The 26,617-nt window shown below is 60.9% G+C and carries 3 protein-coding genes and 2 pseudogenes; 1 reads left to right on the top strand and 4 read right to left on the bottom strand.

The genetic code is table 11. The features are described 5' to 3' along the window. Positions 1-184 precede the first annotated feature (184 nt). Positions 185-310: pseudogene (locus AC4BCN_RS13470) on the top strand (IS5/IS1182 family transposase); the annotation flags it as partial. 32 nt (positions 311-342) lie between these two features. On the opposite strand, the pseudogene AC4BCN_RS13465 reads toward AC4BCN_RS13470, so the two are convergent. From AC4BCN_RS13465 to AC4BCN_RS13450, 4 genes and pseudogenes are all read right to left on the bottom strand, one after another. Beyond that, positions 343-642, bottom strand: a pseudogene (locus AC4BCN_RS13465) (Arm DNA-binding domain-containing protein); the annotation flags it as partial. Positions 643-1,847: 1,205 nt separating this feature from the next. After that, positions 1,848-3,106 (bottom strand): IS3 family transposase gene (locus tag AC4BCN_RS13460; RefSeq protein ID WP_338679941.1). Its coding sequence is split into 2 segments (ribosomal slippage): positions 1,848-2,767 and positions 2,767-3,106, totalling 1,260 coding nucleotides; the frame shifts between segments, so codons are not numbered across the junction. Between the two features lie 373 nt (positions 3,107-3,479). Then, entirely contained in the window at positions 3,480-4,304 is an 825-nt protein-coding gene (locus AC4BCN_RS13455; protein ID WP_490493512.1) for an immunity 49 family protein, read from the bottom strand. Then, on the bottom strand, positions 4,301-26,572 hold the full coding sequence (locus AC4BCN_RS13450; protein ID WP_338682086.1) for a two-partner secretion domain-containing protein: 22,272 nt from the start codon (positions 26,570-26,572) through the stop codon (positions 4,301-4,303). The genes AC4BCN_RS13455 and AC4BCN_RS13450 overlap by 4 nt, the downstream gene beginning before the upstream one ends. Positions 26,573-26,617: the final 45 nt, after the last annotated feature.

Below are 26,617 nucleotides of genomic sequence, written 5' to 3'. Positions count from 1 at the left end.
CGTTTCGAATAGATCATCCACCTACCTGCCGTACCGTCCAAAGCTTGCGTCTTGCCTGCGACTCTCCAGCTTCCATTTCCAACCTTTGTTGCACATCTTTTTGCTAAACCGCGCTGTCCTAAACCTGATCTTATTGAAGGCAAGAGGCAGGAAAAGCCTGCCTTGGAACGCCTAAACAAAACGTCGTCCAAAGAAACCCCTCGGCGGACAGCATACCGGCCCCAATCCAACCGACCGGGGCAAGCTTGGCTGCAAGCCCCATCTGCTCATCGACCAACGCGGTCTGCCTCTGGTGGCGAGCATATCGGGACTCAGGTACATGATTTCACGGATGCTGATCCCGCCGCTTGTCTCGGCGTCCTTGACGCGGGCCTTATTCCGCGCCTTTTCTTTCGCCGGGGACTTTCCGGCCGTGATCAGTTTCTTTGCCTCGCCCAGCTTCTCGCGCGCCTCCGCCAGCGTCATGCCGCCGACGCCATAGCGGCCGAAGGTAACGGTCTCCTGGCGGCCGTTGATTACATAGTTATAACGGAACGAGATTGAGCCGGCAGTCGTGACGGCCACATACAGGCCATCGCGGTCGTTCACCTTGTAGAGTTTGTCCTGTCGCTTGAGATTGCGCAGTTTGGTATCGGTCAGCATGGCATCTGGTCATGAAGAGCTGAAATACCATGATCAAAAAGCGGATGAAAATTTCTTACAAGTCCTTGATTTTAATGAACTTTATACGAAATTGATACCATGACAGAATCCGGAAGCATCGCATGGTATCGACCGCCGATCATGCATCGTTGTGAGATTATACCATTAATAACGCCATGAAAAAAACAGTGCTTAAGCGCGCCAATCGTTGCCAGGCAGTGCCAGACAAAATAACAAAAAAGCCCGTGAAATCAAGGGCTTAGGTGTGGCCTCCTGCCTATCAGTGCCAGCAGTTGCTAGACATCAAATCATTCCCACTCGATGGTCAATGAGATGGTTAAGCGTTTGATTTTTCAGTGCTTTCCAAACTATTCAGTTACCGATACCCTCAAAAATACCCTCACCGGATTTACCTATGGTTGCCGCTTAGTCGCGGCCGGGATGAGCGAAAACTAGTCCGCTCGCCCATACCTGCCACCAGTTGCTTCTGGGCGATGACGCCTTCATTTCGGCACATTAGCAATCGCAGCGGTCCAATCATTCAAAGATGCGCCAAGGCAGCAGCACCGCGCTGTCACACTGTCACGCGCGCAGTCTCACGCACGCTATAGCGACAGAGACGAGACAATGGCACGCGCTTATCTGTCAACCGCTTTTACCATGTCCCACATCGCCGCCGCTTTTCACATGTCGAGCAGGACGGTCAGTCGGGCCGTATCGGCATTTAATAATGCGCATCTTACTGTAGATCGAGATGGCAAAGGTTGAGACCGAGTACGAAAGGCGGACCTGATCCCGCCCCCTCCGCCCCCCCATGCGAAGACGGTATCTGACCCCGGCCCTCTTGATTTCAATGCGGTGGTGAGGCCCCACCCGTACTTTCCCCTGTCTTTATATCAACGCGGAATGGCACATAAGCGGACGTTGGCGCATCCCATCCTTCACCTTCTACTGCTCCGTTGACGACGCGCACTGACCTGAGCCCGTCCCACGAAAACGATCGTGTCGACCAAGCTTTTCCATTCGCGCATAGCCCCATAACTTTCGTGTAGTCATATAAAAGCAAAACACCTTCGTCTGCAGCAACGCAATAGCCTAAGATGGGCCGGATAGGAATTTCTTGCCAGTTTTTTGGATCTGCTGCGCTCACAATGTACGGGGTGCCACGTGATCTTGCCCCAATATAACCAGACACAGCCAATCGTTTAGTTAGCGCCGCTTTCCTGAGCCCGGCGCGCCAGCTCCCTCCTGAACATGCGAGGCGATTTCCATTTCAGCGACGAATGCGGATGGACCTCGTTGAAGTGCATAAAGGCGTCTGGCAGTTGAGCCAGAACGATTTCTGCGCTGCTGCGGTCCATCAAGTTCACGTAGTCCCGTTTAAACGTGTTCACGAAGCTCTCGGCCATGCCGTTCGACTGCGGGCTGCATACCGGTGTATGCACCGGTTCAATCCCAAGTGCGCGCACCAGCGCGTGCGTTTCATGGGCTCGATAGGCGCCGCCGTTGTCGCTCAAGAATTCCAGCCGGGTCGAGCCGACGCTGGCCTGGCCGAATCTTGTCTCGACCGCTTCCACCAGCATGTCGCGCACGGGCTCGCCAGGCAGGCCACGTTCGGCCCACGCACGCCAGGCAATGATTTCTCGGTCACAGCAATCCTTCATGAACACACCGGTCACCACTTCGCCGTTGTCGCAGGCGATCTCGAAGCCGTCCGAGCACCAGCGCTGATTGGGTTCGTCCACCGCCACCGCGCCATTGTGCACGCGGCTGCTCACTGGGCGTTTCGGCGCCTTGGGTAGCAGCAGACTGTTCGCCTTCATCACGCGATAAAACCGCTTGTGATTGATTGCTGGCAAGCCCATCAAGGCGCGCGTGCGGTTGACCAGAGCGCCAGCCCGGCGGTAGCCATAGGTCGGCAGCGCTGTAATCTCGGCGCGCACGGCGTCGACCAGGATGGCGTCGGTAGGTTGGTGGAACGTCTGAGTGGTACGCCCGTCGATCCAGTCCGCGGGACGAACCAGCAACTGGGCTACGTGTGAGCGCGCTACGCCAAGGGCAGAGCAGACCGGCTTCACTGGTCGTCCTTGCCCGACAAGGGCGAGCGCGCAATCCACTTTTTTTCGCGAGCAAACTCGACGGCCTCCTTCAGGATTTCCGCCTCCATCGTCTTCTTGCCGAGCATGCGCTGCAACTGGGCTATCTGCGCGCGTGCAGCGGCCAGTTCGCTCGCTGGTACCACCGATTCGCCAGCAGTGACCGCCGTTAGCGCGCCTTCCCGTTCGAGCTTACGCCAGTTGAACAACTGGCTTGCACCGACGCCGTGCTTGCGAGCGACCAGCGACACGTTCATGCCTGGCTCGTAAGTCTCGCGCACCAGCGCCGCTTTTTCCTCGGCAGACCAGCGCCTGCGGCGCTCCTGGCCCACCGTCACCACCTCGATTGTTTGCTTGTTCCTAGTCATATGCACAGTCCTATTCCTATCCGTAAGAATAACGCATAGGCTGTGTCTGGTGAATCAAGGGGCTATTTCACTGCTGCAGATCGAGACGACCAAGGCTGAGATCGTGTACGAATACCGGACCTGACCCCGGCCTCCGCTATAGCGACAGAGACGAGGCCATGGCACGCGCTTATCTGTCAACCGCTTTTACCATGTCCCACATCGCCGCCGCTTTTCACGTGTCGAGCAAGACAGTCAGTCGGGCCGTATTGGCATTTAATAAAGCGCAACTTGCTGTCGATCAAGACGGCAAAGGTTGAGACCGTGTACAAAAGTCGGACCTGACCCCGCCCCCCCAGGCGTACCGCATATAAGGCTAAAGTAGCTCAATGAATTACTCGAACCGTCTTTTTAGCCAACGGAGAATGTCTGCGACGGCACCTTGAGGAGGAGGAGCCCATCCAGGCGCAAGGAATTCATAGACATCGTCATAGTGCGCCAAGGGGCGCACCGGCATCAATGCCATCGGTACCAGAAGGCTATCGATTTGGACAGGAATGCCCCTGATCCAGCATAACTTAGTCTGCAGCACACCCAGATAGGAAAGGAAATCTTCCTCGGCCGCATCCGAGCTTTTGACGCGTGCGCTTCGCGTCTGTATGAAATGCTCCAAGCCAGCTTGGTCACGTTTAAGCAGCAGGGAGAAAAAATCCTGGCCTGCAGCACTATCGGCACGATCTGGCTTGCGGCCGTTCTTGGCCACCTTCTCAATTTTGGACAGTAAGGCACCGTCGTCACCGCGCAATGCAAGTTGGATCATGTGGACATGAAATGCAGTGAGGGTGGGGCCGTTGCGCTGTCGAATAAGCTCTTCGGTTTCCGCAACTGCGATTGCTGCGATCACTTTCTCGTTGTCGGAAAGCATACCATACAACAATTCCCCCCCAACACAGAAGCTCGCGCCACCATCCTGCCCAATGCTCGCCAGTGCCAACCGGCTAGCGAGATAACAGTTCTGCTTGAACTTATCGAGATTTCTTTCTACGAAGAAACTGTACATGGCGCTAGCACGCGCGTGCGCAGCCAAGCTTGTGAGAACGGCACCCAGCCGCACTTGCTTGCGCCGATACATATAGCTATCAACGGAGTCGGAAATTCGCCCTTCCCAAAATGACACAAGACTTTTCAACCTGTCTGCCGGACTACGTTCCGCCATCACTTTCTACCTCCATTTAATTTTATGACTACTGCCCCATCATCACCAACACCTGTAACCATTTTTACAAGTCGACCGTTATCCCTCGCCTTCGTCAACAACTCGGCGGTCTGCATCAAAGTCGCGTCACCTGATTTTGCAAGACGCTCAATCGCTCCAGATATCCATTCATCCGTCATCTGTGCGTCCAGTTTAGTTCCGCTATTCGCTCCAGTAAGTTTTATCGACCCATTTGCATTCAACGGTTTGACCTCGTTGATATACACCAGATCCCCCTTGACATATACCCCATCAAAGCAATTGGTGCCGCATTTCCCCTCAAACGACTTGAATCCATTTCGCATGAAATAGCTATTGGTAACATACTCGCGCAGGTCGCCTTGCAGCGTCGTGTTGGGCAGTTTGCCTATTTGCGCAAGGATGGCTTGTTCCGACGGGAGCAATCGTAACGCCATGCTTTCCTCGGTGATTTTACTGGCGCTCAGATTGCCGCTCGCCGACGAACTCACCTTCCCGGCCAAGGCCACATCCGCTCCCGCCCACCACCGCCCGATCGTGCCCGACAAGGTGTTGCCGAGCTTTATCCCCATCAACCATTCCTCGGCCCAGTATTGCTTCTGAGCGGAACCATTCAAAGCAGCAAAATAATCGAGCCGGTTCTGGTCGCGAATCTCCACGCCGGGCATCACAGAACCAGGCGGTTGCATACCTAAAACGTCGTTGAGATATGGGTCGCTCCGTTGCGACGGCGTGGCCCCGAAATAGCCCTGCGGCGCGCCGTCCCCTGTCATAACGACGCCCCGCACCGTGATGAGCGTTCCCATGTATGGTTCCAGCATGCTCTCCGCAGTTTGCAGTCGCGTCAAGTACGACTGTAATTCACCGCGTGCGCCCTCGCTGTTAGGATCACTGGAGGCCTGCACTAACTTCTGCAAATAGGCCATGTTTTTCGCGTACTCCTTGTCGTCAACCAATCCCTTGGCGGTACGCTCCATCGCATCGGCCATGGCGATTGCATACCGTGCCTCGCACGAGGGGTCACGACATTCCGCTTTGGCTTTTTCTTTCGCCAGCTTTTCAATCAAATGAATCTCTTCCGTATGCAACTGCCGGTTGTTGACATCCACAGCTGTCGCACTGCCACTCCCTTGCGTTACTGACGACAGTGCCCCCACCCCAGTCTGGCCGCTAGCACCTGCTGCGGCTAAACCACCGACTGCGCCACCAAGGCTTGCAAACATTTGTTGATAAGAATTGACCAATGATAGGCGCGCCACATCGTCTAACTTCAGACGATCAGCTTCCTTCTCGGCCAATTCTTTGCCTAGTTTTTGGCCAAGATTCCCACCCACAACTCCGGAAGCGCTACCAAGTGCGCCAGCCCCTCCGCCAGCCAATGCGCCAATCAGACCCTGCGTTCCAGCGTGTAAAGCAATACGATTTGCACCATTATCCCCCCATGATTCGTAGTTTTCTTTCGCTTGCGTGGCCAATTTCTCGAATCGAGCAACTTCTTCTTCGTTACCGCTTCTCTTCGCTTCTTCAGCCAAACTCTTATTTTTAATTATTTCCTGCTTGGCGGCTTCTTGCTTTTGTGCGCCGATGTCACCTACCCAGTTGGCAACCAACGGTGCTGCCGCCTTGACAAACTCCTTCGTCACGTCCATCGTCGCCTGCAACGCAGCCTTGTCAAAATTATTGCCAATTTTGCCGCTACTATCCACTCCAGTCGTCACATCGCGGTTCACACCGGCAATAGCTTCATCCACGCCCTTGCCCGTCGCCGCGCGCTGAGCCGCATCGTCGGTGATGACGATTGTGCCGCCGCTGATGCCGCTGCGGGTCGTGCTGGTGGAATTTTCGCTGAGGGAAACGATAGCTGGCAGGCCCACTGTCGTAGCATCTTTTTTGCCAGCGACATCCGTCAGGTTCTCATTTCGTGTTCCCGTGCCAGCAAACGACATTCCACCCGACACTCCCACACTGCTCCCCTTCGATATCGCATGATTGGCGATATCGCTGTGCGTCAGGGTCGCGGTGGTCAGGCTGCTATCCAGCTTGCCCGCCTCCGTGGCGCTGATGACGGCGCCCTTCAAATCCGTATTGCCAGCCACCTTGATCTGGAAGCCGCCATTGCCCGCCTTGATGCCGCTTTGCTCCTGCACGCTGGCATAGTCGTTGTGCATGCTGCTCTGGCTATAACTACCGCTGACGCTGGCGCCAAAGCCCACGGTACCGCTGGCGGACATGCTCTGGCTCTTGCTGTCGAACTTGGCCGTGTCCTGCAGGCTTTCCACGTTCAGGTTGCCCTTGATGTCGACAATGACCTGGTTGGCGCTGGCGATGGCGCCCTTGATATTGGTGTCGCCACCGCTTGTGATAACCAGCTTGTCGCCCGCATTCACATGCGTATTGAGCTGCGTTGTGCCGTCGCCATCCTCATGGCCCTTGCTGCCGCTGACGCTGGCTGTGAAACCGAAGGACATACCCTTGCTGCTGACGCTGGCCGCCACACCAGCCGACGCGCTTATGCTCGAACTCTTGCTGTGCTGGCTTTCCGTATCCTGTTCCGCCAGCAAGTTGACATTGTTATCGGCATGCAGGCGGATATCGTTCTTCGCATTCAGGTCGCTGCCCAGGATATTGATGTTGCTATCCTTGCCGCCACCCATGGCCGTGATATTAATATTGTTGCCTGTCAATACGCTGCCGCTATGCGTGGTGCTCGCCGTCGTTTGCGTCTGTATGCTTTCAGAATGGCCTGCCGTCAAGCTGATGCTGATGCTTGGTCCACCTTCCTTCATCATGTCCTTGGCCGCGGCGTTCGCCGCCATGGCCGTGGTCGCCGCCGCCATCGCCGTGACGCGGCCATCCTTGGCCGTACTGGCCGCGGAACTCATGGTTTGCAGGGTCTGGATGGCGCTGATCACGCTGCCACCCAGAGCCAGGGTCAAGCCATCCTGCGTCGTCTTGACTTCGAACTTGCCCTTCTCATTGTCCTGCCCAGGCTTGATGGTAACGCTCTTGCCGACGATGTCGAGATCGGTGGCGGCAAGAATATCGCTGCCGCCAATTGTCACGTTATTGCCGGCGACCATCGTCAGCGCACCATTTGTGGCGCCAATCGAACTGCGCGCCTCGCCGCTTTGCAGGATAGCGTCGCGCTCCTGATCCACCGTCGTGGTCTTGGTGCCATAGCTGAAGCCGATGCCGCCGCTGCTCATGAAACCGCTTTTCTTGGTGCTGGAATGATGCAGTTCGTACACGCTATTGGTGGCCGCATCAATAGTGATGTTGTTACCCGCGAATAATTTCGTCGCATCGTCACTCAAGATGCTCGACCCCGTGACTTGCAGATCGCGCCCCGCCTGCACCGTCACGCTGCTGCCACCAAGCGAGGTGCCGATCGCCGTGGTCGTGTCGACCACGTCATGCTTGGTCGTTGTGGTCTTGTTCCAGGAGCCCTTCTTCGTCGATTTGCTGGCGACATCCGTCACTTCGTTCTGGAAGCCATTGATCAAACTGATATCGTTACCGGCCACCAATCCCAAGGTACCGCCCGCCTGCACGTCCGCCGCGCGCGCGGTCAGGTCATGGCCGGCCTGCAAATTGACATTGCCTGCGCCCATGATCTGGCTGCCCACTTCGCTAGTCTTGCTCTGCTTGCTGTAATTGTCGGCATTGCGTATGTCATTGTAGGTGGAGGCCACGCTCACGGTGTTGAGCGTCAGATTATTGCCGGCAATCACGCTGGTCTGGCCGTTCACGCCCGCATTGGCGATGACGCCGCCCGTCACTGTCACGTCCCGGCCAGCCTGGATGACCAAGGCGTTGCCTGCTTCCGTACCCGTTACATACAGGCCCGCCGTCGAGCCGATGGTGGTACTGGTCGAGTTGTTACCTGGCCGTTCCTGACTTGCATTGCTGACGGTGGTGCTTACCACGTTAATATCGCGGCCAGCACTGGCCAGCAACTGGGATTCCGCCACAATACTGGCGCCACGGTTATTGATGTCATTGCCAGCGATTAGTGCCACTTTATCGCCGTGGACTTCGCCTACCTGTTGCTCGATACGCTTGGCCGACAAGCCGCTACCGGAGGTAGCCACCACCGTATCGACACTCAGGTCGCGCCCTGCGGAAATTGACGTGACGCCACCCTTGGCGGCATTGCCGACAATACCGCCGGCAATACTGATATCCCGTCCTGCCGACAGCACCAGGCTGGCGCCAGCGGCGGCATCGCCGCTTACGTACAGGCCCGCCACGCGGCCCAGGTAGCGGCCGTCCTCAAGTGTATCCGTGGAGATATTAATGTCACGTCCAGCGCTCGCCTGCAATGCATTATTGGCCGAGATGGTACCGCCGATATTATTCAAGTCGCTGCGCGCCGCAATGCCGACATTGTCAGCACCAACACGGCCACCCATATTGCTGACATTCTCGGCATTCAGCAACACGACGTCACGCCCGGCAATGGTTCCGCTATTCACCAAGTCGCCCGACAAGCGGATATCGACTTCTTTCCCCGCCAGCAGGCTGCCTGCGCCGTCGAGATCATCTTCGCGCACGCGCACGTACACTTGCGGCACCAGTACCTTTTGCGTGGAGCCATCGGCCAGGGTCACGTCCTTTTCCACCAGCCAGACGATATCGCTGGTCAGCGCCGCCATCTGTGCCGGCGTCAGCGCCAGGCCGGGACGCAGGTCCCAGGTCTGGGCAAAGGCTGCACCGGCATCCATCAGCCCGCGATACTGCTGGTCATCACTGGAATAGTCGCCAGCAAAGCGCTGTCCCGTCAGTTCCGCGATCTGCTCGCGCACCATGCGTTGCTCGTAAAAACCATCGCCCAGGCGCTTTTGTGTCACTGTCGGATCGAGCTGGACCTTGCTGGTCAGGTAGTCCGACCCCGTCCAGTCCTTGTAATTGGCAAAACGGGGATCCGTTTCCACGAGGAAACGCGATGCAGGTCCGGGACTCGTCCTGAACAGGCTGGCATTCGGAATTTGCGTGGAAGGCGAGGTCGTACGTACAACCTGGGCGCGGCCGGAAGGATTCGCCAATGCAATCTGGCCGATGACCGTCATGCGTCCGGCGGAAGTGCCACTGGCCCCGGCAACATGCGATGCACCACCGCTGGAGCTCGAGACTGTGGCGCTATTCACTGCGGCCATGCCAGACTGTGTGGCCTTGCCCGGCCCCGTAGCACCTGCCGCAAGTTCCTGCTTGACGCCCGCCAGGCTGAGCGCTTGGCCAGCATTGCCGGCACGCTCGCTCCCCTGCAAGCCGTTGCCGCCACTCACTGAGGCAGGGCCACCTTGCGTATTTTTCGCCAGCAAGCCCGCATCTACCTTGCCGTCACCAGCCACTCCGCCGACGGCGGCAACGCTGCCATCTTGCACACTGCCGTGGCCTGCTGTCTGGCCCCCGCTGCCAAGGCGCCCGCTACCTCGCAAGCCGCCGGTCCCCCCTACCGCATCGGGTCCGCCTTGTGTCCCAACTGCCAGCAAGGCGGGATCGACCGTGCCAACCCCAGCGGCACCGCCAACGGTAGCAACAGAGCCGCCCTGTACGCCCCCGTGCCCAGCCGACTGGCCAGCGCTACCGAGACGTCCGCTACCTTGCAAGCCGCTGCCCCCGCCGACCGCGCCGGGACCACCCTGCGCGTCACGCGCCAGCAAGGCAGAATCGACCGTGCTGGCAGCGCCGCTTCCTGTGGCCGCACCGGCGGAACCGCCCTGCACCGCGCCATGGCCGGCTGTTTTCCCCGCGTTACCAATTCGGCCACTGCCATCTTGGGTACCTTGCGCTACCACCGCGTCCGCGCTCTTGCCATCGGCACCCACCGTGGCACGGCCAGTGTCGATACCCGACGTCGCCATCTGTACGCCCGCACCTGTGGCGCCAGCGGCGGCTGAACCGCTGAGCGCGCCGACATTGCCCACCTGACCGGCATTGCCCGTGCCGCTGGCACCGGTCAATGCCCCCGTGCCGCTAGCTGTCCCCGCGCCTGTCCCTCCAGCAGCATTTACACCTGCAACGCTGCCAGGCGTACCATTCACTGCCGTGTGCGTCACATTTGCACTGGTGGCGCCGGCGCCGCTGGTGCCGCCAGTGACGCCGCTTACACCTGCCGACGACGGCGGTGCGTTTGGCGTTTTTTGATAAATCTGATTGACCGGATCCACCGAGCTATGTTCGACCGGCGTCAGGTTCTGCTCTCCCATCGGTTTCTGAACATAGCCGCCCCAGGCGCTCGAAGGCACATACAAGACATTCTCGGATGTTCCCGTCTCCTTAGAATAGGTATGCAGATCAACTGACGGATTGACAAGCTTGGTTCCTTCCATGAGGAGCCTCCCACCCGCAATGACATGGCTTTGCTCATTGCGCGCATCGCTGGAGCGAATCGTCACATTGCCACCCGCCAGTAGTTTCGCCGGATCGGTATCCACCACGGTTTCTGTACGCGAGGTACGTGTCAGCCGGTAGATGACGTACTCTTTTTGTACTATCCCATTTCCATCAACAACATTACCGCCTTCGCTACGAAAGCGCTTGTCCTTTTCGCCAGGGAGCAGGCTCCCGTACTCTATGACACTTTCAGTCCCGCTATCGAGCGTCTCGATCCTGAAATGCGTATTTAAATTTCGGAACTGACTCGCCCCCATCTCCAGATTCCCCAGCGCCTCAATCGTCGCGCTGGCATTCGTCACCGATCCCGCCCAGCCTGTGGCGATGCGATTGCCGTCCAGGTAACCTCCAATCGCCATGTCGCCGCCGCTGAAGATCAGGCCGTGTTCGCGGTTGTTCAGCGTCGTCACGCCGATGTCAAGGCGGCTGCGCGCCGCGATGGTGGCTGCAATCCCGCCCTCCACGTCATTGTTGACGGTGCCGCCGGCTATGCTCAGATGATCACCGTAGATGCGCCCCGTGCCCATGTTGTTCAGCGTGCCGACGTTCAGTTGTGTGCTGATGCCATCGATCACGCCGTGGTTGTTCAGCAGGCCACCGACATTGACGCGCGTCGTGCCCGCGTTGATGTCGCCCGTCGCCGTGTTATCGAAATTGGCGGCGCCAAGGGTCAGCATGCTGAGCGCCTGTATCTTGCCCGCGTTCACCAGTTGCCCGCCGATGGTGATATCCGCATTGCCGTTGGCCATGACTTCGGCGCCCGCGTTCAGCGTAAAGTTGCCGGCCAGGTCCAGCGCCATGTCTTTCTGCGACAGTACCTTGCCGTCGCCGCTCAGGCTGCCCGCCCGGATGTCGGTACGCTGGCCGCCGATGATGGTGCCGCCCGTATTGGTCACGGCCAGTCCACGGCCGGGGCCTGTGTCCTGCAACGCCAGCACGCCGCCAGCGCTGAACATGCCCAAGGTATTGTTGATGCTGCCAGCGCTGTTGATCGCCAGGTTGCCATCGGCGCGCACCGCGCCCTGCACATTGCTGACGTTGGCACTGTTCAGGGTCACATGGATGCCTTCGATGCCCTGGTTCGCGCCCAGGGTGCTGGCATTGTCGATCGCACCAGCCGTCAGCGTGACGGCCGCGCCGGAACGGATCAAGCCTTGCTGGTTGTTGACGCTGCCGCCACCGGCGTTCAGGCCGATCTTGCCCAGCACCTGGATTTGTCCGCCCTGGTTATGCAAGCCGCTCAAGGTCAAATCCAGCGCCGACTTGCCGACGATCTGGCCGCCACGGTTATCCAGCGGGCCCACGCTGCCCGTGATGTTGCCAGCGGCGCCCAGGTAGCCGCCCGCATTGTTCCAGCTGCCCGTTTGCAGGGTCAATCCTGCGCCGCTGCTGATGCCGCCGGCACTGCCGGGATGGCGCACCGCATACGCGCCCGCATTGGTGTTGAGCAAGGCATTGCCGTGCGTATCGATGGTCATGGCGCCGCCCGACTGCAGCAGGCCGCCATCGTTGTCCAGGATGCCCGTCTGCAAGTTGACGGTTCCCGTGCCCGCCAGGGTGCCTTGGTTGTTGTTGAACAGTTGACCATGCGTGTCGAGCGTGACGTTCGCGCCGGCAATGGTGCCCTGCGCGTTCCACAGGCCGCCATTGCTCAGGATGATGTCGCCACCCGCTTGCATGGTGCCGCCATTATTGACGGTGGCGCCCGTGGAGGTAACCTGCAACTGGCCTTGCACCGAGGCCAGCTTGCCGCCCGCGCTGTTGTCGACGCTGGCCGCGTTCACGGTCATATTGCCCGTGGCGGCCAGCAAGCCGCCCGCATTGTTCAAGGCCTGCGCCACATTTGCCGTCAGCTGCCCACCCGCCGTGGCGCTGCCGCCCTGGTTCAGCAGGCTGCCAGCACCCAGCACGACATTGCCGCCGCCAGCGATGGCGCCGCCATGACTATTGTCCAGCACGTTGTTCGCCGTCACCGTCAGATTGGCCGTGCCGGCCGCCTGCAGCTTGCCGCCCTGGTTGTTCAGGCTCGGGGCAACGATATTGGTGTTGCCATTGCTGGCGATCGTGCCACCACGATTGTCCAGGCTGGTCGTCAATTGAATGCTGGTATCACCTTTACCCAGCTGCGTCAGGTTGCCACCCGCATTGTCCAGGGTACTACCCGTCACGCTCACTTGCTGCGCGATGGTGCTGGCGTTGCGGTGGTCGATGGTGCCGGCTGTGACGACCAGGGCGCCATTGCCCGTGATCTGTCCGCGCAGGTCGTTCAACTGCGTGGCCTGTAAGTTCAAGGTACCGCTGCCCGCGTGCTCGATCTTGCCATCCGTATTCGTCAGGATGCCTGCTTTCAGGCCCAGGTTGGCGCTGTTGACGGCGATGCGTCCACCCGTGTTGTCCAGCACGCCCGCTGGCGATGTCAGCTCGATGACCGTATTGCCGGTACCCGTCTGCACGATGCTGCCTTGCTGGTTGTTCAGGTTGCCCACGCCAACGGCCAGCTGGCCAGCGCTGATATCGCCGCGCTGGTTGTTCCAGGCCTGGCTATTCGCACCGGCCGTGATCGTCAAGGCGCCCGGCGTGGTGACCACGGCACCGCTGGTGCTGACGTCGCCTGTTGTCGCCGTTAGATTGATATTGCCGGCACTGCTGCGGCTGCCGCCAAGGTCGACGCTGCCGCCGCTCAGGACGGCATTGCCTGCCGCCAGCACCTGGCCATGGGCACCCAGCGCCTGTTGCGTCGTGACCTGCAAGTTGCCGCTCGTCTGCAAGCTGCCGTCGGCTTTCACGCCCGCGCCAATCAGGCTGGACGCGCCGCTGTTGACGGTATTGGCGCTGATGGTGTTGTTGCCCTGGGCCAGGATCACGCCCGTGTTCTCCAGCGCGCCGCTCACCTTCAGCACTTGCTCACCGGCGGCAAACAGGCTGCCACTGCTGCGCACGCTGCCCGCCGTCGTCGTCAGATTGCCGCTGGCAACGATGCTGCCCTGCGCATTGAGCAGCTCGTCCATCGTCAATTGCGCATTGCCGCCCGCCGCCTGCAGCTGTCCCAGGGTATTGTCCACCTTGCCGCCAGCCAGCGTCAGGTCGCGCCCGGCAATGATCACGCCGCTGGTGTTGTCCAGCTTGCCCGTCGCCGCCACATTAACATCTTGCGCGGAAGCAATACGGCCATGATCGTTGAGCAACTCGCCCGTTTCCACGCGCACATTGCCATTTGCCTCGATCTTGCCACCGCTATTGTCCAGGCGCGTGCTGGCCAGCACTGTTGCCGCGTTCGTGCCCAGCTGCGTGATCTGCCCTTGGCGATTATCGAGGATGCCGGCGGAGACGTTCACCTGCTGCGCCAGCAGGCTCGCGTTGCGGTGATCGATGTAATTGGCCGCCACGCCCAATGCACCATTGCCCGTCAGCTGGCCCCGCTGGCCATACAGATTCGTGGCGCGGACGTCCAGCACACCCTTGCCTGCATGCTCGATCTTGCCGTCGATATTCGTCAAGTCGCCTGCCTGCAGGCGCAGATTGGTACTGTTGACGGCGATGCGCCCGCCGGTGTTATCCAGCTTGCCCGTCTCGATGACCGTGTCGCCAGCGCCCGTCTGGATCAAGGTCCCCTTGGTGTTGTCCAGGTTGGCCACCCGCAAGGCCAGCTGCCCGGCGCTCAGGCTGCCGCCCTGGTTGACCAGTGCCTGGCCATTGGCGGCATTCGCCGTGATGCTCAATAGGCCATTGGTAGACACGACCGCCTTGCTGGTCGTCACATTGCCCGTCAAGGCCGTCAAGCCGATATTCGCTGCGCTGGTCTGGCTGCCGCCCGCATCGACCGACGCGCCCGTCAGCTGCAACTGGCCCGCCGCCATGTTCTGGCCACCGGCTTGCAAGACGCCACGGGCCGTCACCGCCAGGTCACCAGCCGAGGCAAAGCTGCCATCGGCGCGCATGCCTGCCGCCAGCAAACCGTTACCGCTCAGGCTACCCGCCGTGATCGCCGTATTGCCCAGGGCGGCGAGCGAGCCCGTATTGCTCAGCAAGCCACCGATGTCCAAGGTCTGGTTGCGTCCTGCGTACAGCACGCCTGCGTTGAGCACGTCACCGCTGACCTTGGTCGTGATATCGGTGCCCGCGCTGAGCGTACCTTGCGCATTGCGCAGACTGGCCGCATCCAGGCTGAGAACGCCAGTACCCGCCTGCAGCAAGCCGCGCGTATTGTTGATGGCGCCGCCCAGGTGCAGATCGGTTGCCGCCGCGATCACGCCGTCGGTATTGACGAGTGCGCCAGTGCTGACGATGTCGGCGGAAGTGGCCGAGGTGATCTTGCCTTTGCTGTTGTCCAGGCTGCCGGTCTGTACCGACAACACGCCATTGCCGGCGATTTCTCCATTCGTATTGTCCAGCAGACCCGTGACGGCGACCGTCATGCCTCCCGCGCCCGTCTGCAGCAGATGGCCGCCCCGGTTGCTCAGGCTGTCCGCCTGCACGCTCAGGGAGCGTCCCGTGGTGGTGGCGTTGGCGTGGTCGAACAGACCGGCCTTCAGATCGACGGCGCCATTGCCGATGATGCTGCCGCTGGCGCCCTGCAAGGTGGCTGCCGTGATGGCCAGGGTGCCGCTGCCGGCATGCTCGATCTTGCCGCCTGCATTCGTCAGGGTGGACGCGTCCAGAGTCAAATTATTACTATTGACGGCGATACGCCCGGCGCTGTTGTCCAGCTTGCCCGTTTGGATGACAGTGTCGCCCGTGCCCGTTTGGATCACGGTGCCTTTGGTGTTGTCCAGGTTACCTACGTGCAGCTCAAGATGGCCAGCACTAAGTTGTCCTTCCGTATTGCGCAAGGTGTCTTGCGCATGGATCGTCAAGGCGCCAGGCGTGCTCACTACGGCTTTATTGGTACTCACATCGCCCTGTGTTGCCGTCAGACCGATGGTGGCGGCGCCGGTCTGGCTACCGCTGATATCAACGCTGGCGCCAGTCAAATTGGCGCCGCCTGCCGCCAGAGTCTGGCCATGCGCGACCAACGTTTGTGTTGTGCTGATCGTCAGGTCCCCAGTCGTACCCAGCTTGCCATCGGCCTGGATGCCGGCGCCGATCAAGCTGCTCGCGCTGCTGTCGATGGACTTCGCCGTGATGTTGCTGTTGCCTTGTGCCGCGATCACGCCCGTGTTCACGATGGCGCCGCTGGCGTTCAGGGTCTGATTGCCAGCCGCATACAGACTGCCGGTATTGCTCAAGGTATCGAGCGTGGTGTTCAGATTCGCACCGGCAAACACGCTGCCTGCCGCATTGTTCAGGTGCGCCACATTCAAGGTGGCGTTGCCCGCCACAGCTTGCAGCTGGCCCTTGGTATTGTCGATATCGCCACCGGAAAGGTTCAGGTGACGGCCCGCCGCCACCGTCCCTTCCGTGTTGTCCAGGCTACCGACGTTCAACTCGGCATCCTGCGCCGCCACAATGCGGCCCGTGTTGTTCAGCAAGGTTGCGGCTTTGACCAGTGCATCGCCATTGCCTTCGATCTTGCCGCCCGTGTTGTCGAGCTGGCCAGTGATGCTCACCGTCATCAGTCCGCTACCCGTCTGGGCCAGGCTACCGGCACGGTTGTCAAGGCTGCCGGCGTTGATGGTCAGCTGATTCGCCACCGTCATCGCATTGCGATGATCGAGAGTGGTTGCCGTGATATCGACCTTGCCATTGCCCGTGATCTTGCCGGACTGGTTGTTGAACTGGCCCGCGTTGATGGCCAGCACACCGGCACCAGCATGTTCCAGCTTGCCATTGATGTTCGTCAAGACCGTCGCGTTCAGGGCAAGATTATTGCTGTTGGCGGCGATGCGGCCTGCCGTGTTATCCAGCTTGCCCGTGGTGATAACGGTGTCGCCCGTGCCCGTCTGCACGATCTCGCCGCTGGCGTTGTTCAGCTTGGCTACGTTCAGCTGCAGCTGTCCTGCCACCAGCTGACCCTGGGTATTCACCAGTGACTGGCCGTTGTTTGCATTGGCCGTGATGGCCAGCACATTGCTCGCCGAGATGACGGCTTTATTCGTCAGCACATCGCCGCTGCGTGCGGTAATAGCGATGTTGCTTGCCCCCGTCTGGCTGCCTGACAGGTCCACACTGGCACCCGTCAACGTGGCTGTGCCCGCCGCCAGATTCTGGCCACTGGCCTGCAATACGCCATCGGCATTGATGGTCAGATCGCCCGCCGTGCCCAGGCTGCCGTCCGCTTTCACGCCGGCGCCCAGCAGACCGCTGCTGGTGATCTTGCCAGCGGATATATTGGTGTTGTTGACGGACGCGATAGAACCTGTGTTGTTGAGCAAGCCGCCCACCGTCAGTTGCTGGTTGCGGCCCGCATACAACAGGCCAGCATTGTTCAACGTATCATTGATGCGCGCCGTCAGGTCCGTGCCGGCGCTGAGCGTGCCCTGCTGGTTCAGCAAGCTGGCCGTATCCAGACGCAAGGTGTCCGCCTGCAATATGCCGCGCGTGTTGTCGACATGCACGCCACCGACATGCAAGTCGGCAGTCGCGGCAATCACGCCGTCCGTATTATTCAGCACGCCTTTGCTGACAATATCCGCCGAGGCTGCGGACGTGATGCGGCCCTTGCGGTTATCCAGCACACCTGCTTGCAGATTCAAGATGCCCGTGCCCGCATGCTCAATCTTGCCGTCCTTGTTCGTGACGCTGACGGCATCGATGTTCAAGTTTGCGCTGTTGACGGCGATGCGGCCGGCCGTATTGTCCAGACTGCCGGTCTGGATGACCGTATTACCCGTGCCCGTTTGCAACACGACGCCTTTGGCGTTGTCCAAGTTTGCCACGTGCAGGTCGAGCTGGCCTGCCTGCAATGTCCCTTCCGTATTATGCAAGGTGGCTTTGGTCGCCACACTCAACGTACCCGAGGTCGTCACGACCGCCTTGTTCGTACTGACGTCACCTTGGGTGGCCGTCAGGCCGACGTTGGCACCGCTGGCCTGGCTGCCGGTGATATCGAGCGTGGCGCCGGTCAGATTGGCACTACCTGCGGCGAGAATCTGGCCATGCGCGGCGAGGTTCTGCGCAGTGCTGATCGTCAAGTCACCCGACGTGCCCAGCTTGCCATCGGCCTGGATACCGGCGCCGATCAAGCTGCTCGCGCTGCTGTCGATAGACTTTGCCGTAAGGTTGTTGTTACCCTGTGCCGCAATGACGCCCGTGTTCGTGATGGCACCTGTTGCGGTCAAGGATTGATTCCCTGCCGCATACAGGCTGCCCGTGTTATTCACGGTGTCGAGCGTGGTGTTCAGGTTGGCGCCAGAAAACACGCTGCCTGCCGCATTGTTCAGGCTCGCTACGTTCAAGGTGGCGTTGCCCGCCACGGCCTGCAGCTGGCCCTTGGTATTGTCGATATCGCCACCGGAAAGGTTCAGGTGACGGCCCGCCGCTACCGTACCTTCCGTGTTGTCCAAGGTACCGACGTTCAACTCGGCATCCTGCGCCGCCACGATGCGTCCCGTGTTGTTCAGCAAGGAGTTAGCTTTTATCAGCGCATCGCCGTTGCCTTCGATCTTGCCGCCCGTGTTGTCGAGCTGGCCCGTAGTGCTCACCGTCATGAGGCCCGTACCCGTCTGGGCCAGGCTGCCGCTGCGGTTGTCCAGGCTGCCTGCGTTGATAGTTAGCTGATTCGCCACCGTCGTTGCATTGCGATGATCCAGAGTGGCAGCCATCATATCCAGCTTGCCATTGCCCGTGATCTTGCCGAACTGGTTGTTGAATTGACCCGCGTTGATGGCCAGCACATCGGCACCAGCATGTTCCAGCTTGCCATTGATGTTCGTTAACACCGTGGCGTTCAGGGCAAGATTATTGCTGTTGACGGCGATGCGGCCGGCCGTGTTGTCCAACTCACCTGTAGTGATGACGGTATCGCCCGTGCCCGTCTGCACGATCTCGCCGCTGGCGTTGTTCAGGTTGGCGGCGTTCAGCTGCAGCTGTCCTGCCACCAGCTGGCCCTGGCTGTTCACCAACGACTGGGCGTTAGTCGCATTGGCCGTAATGGCCAGCACATTGCTGGCGGAAATCACGGCCTTGTTCGTCACGACATCATCAGTATTTGCCGTGATGGCGATGTTTGCCGCGCCCGTCTGGCTGCCAGACAGGTCCATACTGGCACCCGTCAACGTGGCCGTACTTGCTGCCAGATTCTGGCCACTGGCCTGCAGCACACCATCGGCGTTGATGGTGAGATCGCCCGCCGTCCCCAGGCTGCCGTCCGCTTTCACGCCGGCGCCCAGCAAGCCGCTGCTGGTCACTTTGCCAGCGGTAATATGGGTGTTGCCAACGGAGGCAATGGAACCTGTGTTGTTCAGCAAGCCGCCCACCGTCAGTTGCTGGTTGCGCCCCGCGTACAGCAGGCCAGCGTTGTTCAGATCGCCGCTCACTTTCGCCGTCAGGTCCGTGCCGGCGCTGACCGTGCCCTGCTGGTTCAGCAATTTAGCGGCATCCAGACGTAAATTGTCCGCCTGCAACACGCCGCGCGTGTTGTCGATATTCACACCACCGACATGCAAGTCGGCAGTCGCGGCAATCACGCCGTCCGTATTATTCAGCACGCCTTTGCTGGCAATATCCGCCGAGGCAGCGGACGTGATGCGGCCCTTGCTGTTATCCAGCACGCCTGCTTGCAGATTCAAGATGCCTGTGCCCGCATGCTCGATCTTGCCATCCTGGTTCGTGACCGTGACGGCATCGATGTTCAGGTCCTTGCTGTTGACGGCGATGCGGCCGGCGGTGTTGTCCAGATTGCCGGTAACGATAGTCGTGTCGCCCGTACCCGTTTGCAACACGACGCCTTTGGCGTTGTCGAGGTTTGCCACGTGCAGGTCGAGTTGACCTGCCTGCAAGGTGCCTTCCGTGTTGTGCAAGGTGGCGTTGCTAGTGATGTTCAATGTGCCGGGCGTCGTGACTGCCGCCTTGCTAGCGTTGACATCGCCCTGTGTCGCCGTCAGCCCGATGTTGGCGGCGCCAGTCTGGCTGCCGCTGATATCGAGCGTAGCGCCGGTCAGATTGGCATTGCCTGCCGCCAGGACCTGGCCATGTGCATTCAGCGCTTGCGCGGTGCTGATCGTCAGATCGCCAGCGGTGCCCAGCTTGCCATCGGCCTGGATGCCGGCGCCGATCAAGCTGCTCGCGCTGCTGTCGATGGACTTCGCCGTGATGTTGCTGTTGCCTTGTGCCGCGATCACGCCCGTGTTCACGATGGCGCCGCTGGCGTTCAGGGTCTGATTGCCAGCCGCATACAGACTGCCGGTATTGCTCAAGGTATCGAGCGTGGTGTTCAGATTCGCACCGGCAAACACGCTGCCTGCCGCATTGTTCAGGTGCGCCACATTCAAGGTGGCGTTGCCCGCCACAGCTTGCAGCTGGCCCTTGGTATTGTCGATATCGCCACCGGAAAGGTTCAGGTGACGGCCCGCCGCCACCGTCCCTTCCGTGTTGTCCAAGCTACCGACGTTCAACTCGGCATCCTGCGCCGCCACAATGCGGCCCGTGTTGTTCAGCAAGGTTGCGGCTTTGACCAGTGCATCGCCATTGCCTTCGATCTTGCCGCCCGTGTTGTCGAGCTGGCCAGTGATGCTCACCGTCATCAGTCCGCTACCCGTCTGGGCCAGGCTACCGGCACGGTTATCCAGGCTGCCGGCGTTGATGGCCAGCTGATTGGCCACCGTCGTCGCATTGCGATGATCCAGCGTCACAGCAGTGATGTCGAGCTTGCCATTGCCCGTGATCTTGCCGTACTGGTTGTTGAACTGGCCCGCGTTGATGGTCAGCAGGCCGCTGCCTGCGTGCTCCAGCTTGCCATTGATGTTCGTCAAGACCGTCGCGTTCAGGGCCAGATTCGCGCTGTTGGCGGCGATGCGGCCGGCCGTGTTGTCCAGCTTGCCGGTGGTGATGACGGTATCCCCGGCACCCGTCTGCACGATCTCGCCGCTGGCGTTGTTCAGCTTGGCTACGTTCAACTGCAACTGGCCGGCCACCAGTTGCCCCTGGGTATTCACCAACGACTGGGCGTTAGTCGCATTGGCGGTGATGGCCAGCACATTGCTCGCCGAGATGACGGCTTTATTCGTCAGCACATCGCCGCTGCGTGCGGTAATAGCGATGTTGCTTGCCCCCGTCTGGCTGCCTGACAGGTCCACACTGGCACCCGTCAACGTGGCTGTGCCCGCCGCCAGGTTCTGGCCACTGGCCTGCAACACACCATCGGCATTGATGGTCAGATCGCCCGCCGTGCCCAAGTTGCCGTCCGCTTTCACGCCAGCGCCCAGCAAGCCGCTGCTGGTCACTTTGCCAGCGGTAATCGTCGTGTTATTGACGGAAGCGATGGAACCTGTGTTGTTGAGCAAGCCGCCCACCGTCAGCTGCTGGTTGCGGCCCGCATACAGCAGGCCAGCATTGTTCAACGTATCACTGATGCGCGCCGTCAGGTCCGTGCCGGCGCTGAGCGTGCCCTGCTGGTTCAGCAAAGTTGCCGCATCAATGCGCAACATGTCCGCCTGCAACACGCCACGCGTGTTGTCCAGCGCAGTACTACCCACCTGCAGGCCAGTAGTCGCGGCGATCACGCCATCGGTATTATTCAGCCCATCTTTGCTGACGACAGAAGCAGCTGCCGCCGAGGTGATACGGCCCTTGCTGTTGTCCACCACGCCAGCCTGCACCGACAAAATGCCCGTACCCGCATGTTCGATCTTGCCATCGCGATTCGTCAGCGTGGCCGCATCGATGTTCAAGTCTTTGCTGTTGACGGCGATGCGCCCAGCCGTATTGTCCAGATTGCCGGTGACAATGTTCGTGTCACCCGTGCCCGTCTGCAAGATGGTACCTTTTGCGTTGTCCAGATTGGCCACATGCAAGTCGAGCTGGCCTGCCTGCAAGGTACCGTCCGTGTTGTGCAACGCGGCGCTGCTCGTCACATTCAATGTGCCTGGCGTCGTCACCACCGCCTTGTTTGTGCCGACGTCACCCTGGGTTGCCGTCAAGCCGATGTTGGCCGCGCTGGTCTGGCTACCGCCGATATCGATGCTGGCACCTGTCAGATTGGCGCTGCCCGCCGCCAGGTTTTGGCCATACGCGGCCAACGTTTGTGTTGTGCTGATCGTCAGGTCACCAATTGTGCCCAGCTTGCCATTAGCTTGCATGCCGGCACCGATCAGGCTGCTCGCGCTGCTGTCGAGCATCTTTGCCGTGATGCTGTTGTTGCCCTGTGCGGCGATCACGCCCGTGTTGACGATGGCGCCACTGGCGGTCAAGGTCTGGTTGCCGGCAGTATACAAGCTGCCCGTGTTGGTCAGGCTGGCCAGTGTCGCGTTCAGGTTTGCTCCGGCAAACACACTGCCCGCCGCATTGTTCAAGTCCGCCACATTCAAGGTGGCGTTACCCGCCACGGCCTGCAGCTGGCCCTTGGTATTGTCGATATCGCCACCGGAAAGGTTCAGGTGACGGCCCGCCGCCACCGTACCTTCCGTGTTGTCCAGGCTGCCCACGTTCAATACTGCATCCTGCGCCGCCACGATGCGGCCCGTGTTGTTCAGCAAGGAGTTAGCTTTGACCAGCGCATCGCCATTGCCTTCGATCTTGCCGCCCGTATTGTCCAGCTGGCCGGCAGCGCTCACCGTCATCAATCCGGCACCCGTCTGTGCCAGGCTGCCAGCGCGATTGTCCAGGCTGCCGGCGTTGATGGTCAGCTGATTCGCCACCGTCATCGCATTGCGGTGATCGAGAGTCGCAGCGGTAATGTCGAGCTTGCCATTGCCCGTGATCTTGCCGAACTGGTTGTTGAACTGGCCCGCGTTGATAGCCAGGATGCCGGCGCCCGCGTGGTCCAGCTTGCCATTGATGTTCGTTAACACCGTGGCGTTCAGGGCAAGATTATTGCTGTTGACGGCGATGCGGCCGGCCGTGTTGTCCAACTTACCTGTGGTGATGACGGTGTCGCCCGTGCCCGTCTGCACGATCTCGCCGCTGGCGTTGTTCAGGTTGGCTACGTTCAACTGCAGCTGGCCGGCCACCAGCTGGCCCTGGCCGTTCACCAACGACTGGGCGTTATTCACATTGGCCGTGATGGCCAGCACATTGCTGGCCGAGATGACGGCTTTATTCGTCAGCACATCGCCGCTGCGCGCGGTAATGGCGATGTTGCTTGCCCCCGTCTGGCTGCCCGACAGGTCCACATTGGCCCCCGTCAGCGTGGCTGTGCCCGCCGCCAGATTCTGGCCACTGGCCTGCAATACGCCATCGGCATTGATGGTCAGATCGCCCGCCGTGCCCAGGCTGCCGTCCGCTTTCACGCCGGCGCCCAGCAGACCGCTGCTGGTGATCTTGCCAGCGGATATATTGGTGTTGTTGACGGACGCGATGGAACCTGTGTTGTTGAGCAAGCCGCCCACCGTCAATTGCTGGTTGCGGCCCGCGTACAGCAGGCCCGCGTTGTTCAGATCGCCGCTCACTTTCGTCGTCAGGTCCATGCCGGCGCTGACCGTGCCCTGCTGGTTCAGCAAAGTTGCCGCATCCAGGCGTGCATTCTCCGCCTGCAATACGCCGCGCGTGTTGTCGACATGCACACCACCGACATGCAAGTCGGCAGTCGCTGCCATCACGCCATCGGTATTGTTCAGCGCCCCCTTGCTGGCAATATCCGCCGAGGCAGCGGATGTAATGCGGCCCTTGCTGTTGTCCAGCACGCCCGCCTGCACTTGCAGGTCGCCATTGCTGGCGATGTTGCCACGCGTATTGTCCAGGGTCTGCGCAGCGTCCACGCGCATCTGTCCCGGTCCCGTCTGCTGCAGGGTGCCGTCGCTATTGTCCAGCTGGCCGGCCTGCACTGTTACGTTCTGCCCGGAAGTGATGGCATGGCGGTGATCGATCGTTTCCGCCTGGATATCAACTAAACCATTGCCCGTCACCTTGCCGCGTTCGTCATCGAAGCGCGCCGCCTCAATACTCAGGCGGCCCGTGCCCGCATGTTCGATGCTGCCGTCGCGGTTAAGCACCTTGTCGGCATGCAGCGCCAGCTTGGCGCTGTTGACGGCGATGCGTCCGCCCGTGTTGTCCAGGGTGCTGCCTTGCAAGGTGGTGTCGCCATTGCCCGTCTGAATCAGGGTGCCGCTGCGGTTGTCGAGCGATCCCGTTTGGATATCCAACTGGCCCGCGCTCAAGGTGCCGCGCACGTTCGACAGGATCTGGCCGCTATCGGCCGCCGTCACGGACAGCAGACCGGTGGTCGTCACCAGTGCGGTATCGGTGACGACATTGCCTACGCTGGAATTCAACTCAATGGCCGCGCCCCCCGTCTGGCTGCCGCTCAGGTCGATGGCGGCAGCATGCATGCTGGTCTTGCCGGCGGCCAAGTTCTGGCCATGGGCCGCGATCGCTTGCGTGGCCGTCAGCTGCAACTGGCCGCCGCCGGCCAAGTTGCCGTCGGCGCGGACCCCGGCGCCCAGCAAGCTGCCGGCCACGCTGTCGATGCGGCTGGCATCGATGCTGTTGTCGCCCTGCGCAGCGATCACGCCGCTGTTGCTGACGGCGCCGTTCACCTGCAGCGTCTGGCTGCCGGCCGCATACAGGTTGCCGCTGTTCAGTACCTCGCCAGCCTTGGTGACAAGATTGCCACCAGCAAACACGCTGCCGGCCGTATTGTTCAGTTTTGCGACCGTCAAGGCCGCATCGCCCGCCAGCGCCTGTATCTGGCCGCGCGTATTGTCGATGTCGCCACTGTCGAGGCGCAGCTTGCCGCCCGCCGCCAGGATCGCCTCCGTATTGTCCAGCGCGCCTGTCGACAGTGCCAGGTCGCCGCTGGCCACGATGCGGCCCTTCTGGTTCTGCACGCCGGCCGCCTGTACCGTCATCGTGCCATTGCTTTCCAGTGCACCGCCGCGGTTGTCCAGCACGCCGCGCACCTGCACGCCGGTCGCCCCCTGGCCGCTCTGCGCCAGGCTGCCGCCCCGGTTGTCCAAGCTACCGGCGTTGATACTGAGCTGCCCCGCCACCGTACGCGCATCGCGGTGGTCAATCTGCTCTCCCGTCAGCGCCAATGCGCCGTTGCTGATGATGCTGCCGCGCTGCAAGTTGATTTGTCCCGCGCCGAGCTCCAGCGCACCCGTGCCCGCATGCTGGATCTGTCCGTCCTGGTTGCTCAGGCTGGCGGCCTGCAGGCGCAAGGCCTGGCTATTCGTGGCGATGACGCCGCGTGTGTTGTCCAGGCTACCCGGCAATTGAAGTGAAAGATCGCCCGTGCCCAGTTGCGTGATCTGGCCGCCCACGTTCGACAAGTCGTGCGCATTCAGCCCCAACTGCTGGCCCGTCAGCTGCGCTGCATCGCTGCGCACGGTGCGTGCCGCGTCCAGCTGCAGGCGTTCGCGGGCACTGACCTGGGCGCGGCTGGCGTCGAGGTCGCCGGCGCTGGCGCCCAGGCTGACGTTCGCGCCCGAAACCTGCGCCCCAGCAAGGTCCAGCTGGCGCGCCGCCAGGCTGCTGTCGCCGCCCGCCACGGCCGTGCCGTGCACGGCAATGGTGTCGCCAGCGGAAACGTTCAGCTTGCCGCTGACGGTCAATGTATTGTCCAGATTCAAGCCGGCCGCCAGCACCGAGCCAGCCGTGGCATCGATGCGCGATCCGGCGCCCGTGGCTTGCACGCCGACATTGTTCTGCGCGCCGATCACGCCGCTGTTCGCAATATTGCCCTGCGCCTGCACCTGGCTGTCGCCGCCCGCATACACGGTACCGCTGTTGGCCACGTCGCCCGTGACGGCGATGCTGGTCTGGCTGCCGCTGCCGGCGGACTGGATGTTGCCGCTGTTGCTCAGCCAGCCGTTCGATTGCAGCACCAGGTTGCCCGCCGTCGCCGCCAGCACGCCCGCGTTGCGTACGCCCAGGCCCGCTTCCGTGCCGATCAAGGTAATCTTGCCCGCATACATGCCGCCCAGCTGCGCCACGTCCAGCGCGTAGGCTGGTGCAGGACCTACGCCAGACGCTGCGCCCGCCACGCCATGCGCCGCATCGATCTGATTCGTTCCTGTCACCACTTTCAGTTCCTGCGCCCAGATACCGCCATTGATTTGCGCGGCGCGCGCCAGGATGGCCGTATAGTCGCTCAGCGACGTATCGAGGCCGCGACCATTGATCGTGACCACGCCGCGCTGCACCATGTAGCCGTCCAGGCTGCCATCGTTGAGCATCGGCGTACCCGTCGTCAGCACGACCCGGCTGGCATTGATAAAACCGCCGCCATCGATGGCCACGCCAGCCGGATTGGCGATGACGACTTCGGCGCGCTGGCCCGCCACTTCCACATAGCCGCGCAACTGGCTCGGATTTGCCGAGTTGACCTCGTTGAGGATGACGCGCGCGCTGCCGCCCGCCAGCCACGGGTTGCCCTGCACCCAGCCGCCCGTCTGCGTCTGCACATTGCCGCGGCTGTTGTTGAGGATGGCGCCATTCGCCGTCACGTCGAACTGGCTGTAGGTATTGCGCGAGACACCCGCCGCGCTCGGCGTCTGGATATTCACCTGGGTCACGCCATTGGCGCTTTGCACCACCGTCGGACGCTGGCGGCCCGGCGCGTTCGGGTCGGCCACGATCTGCCCCATGGCCGGACCGGCGACAAAGGCCACCATGCCCAGCGCGCCAAATATCGCCAAGGCCAGCGGCCGCAAGCGGCCATTCACACTTAAACTTAGCCCGCCACCGCCATCACCCTCAAATACGCCGCTATCCAGGCCGCCTTCGCCCTTGGCCGCCTTGCCTTGCGACGAGGCATTTTCGGCGACGACCATCAGTTGGCCACGGCGTTTATTGAAGATGATGCGGTACAGGTTCTTGTTCATGAAATGTCCTAATGACAATTAAATGATGCGATAAAGGGAGATGAC

This window comes from Janthinobacterium sp. Bl 1 (genome assembly GCF_058215535.1).
Note: the sequence above shows the minus strand (reverse complement) of the source record. Positions and strands in the feature narration are given on the sequence as shown.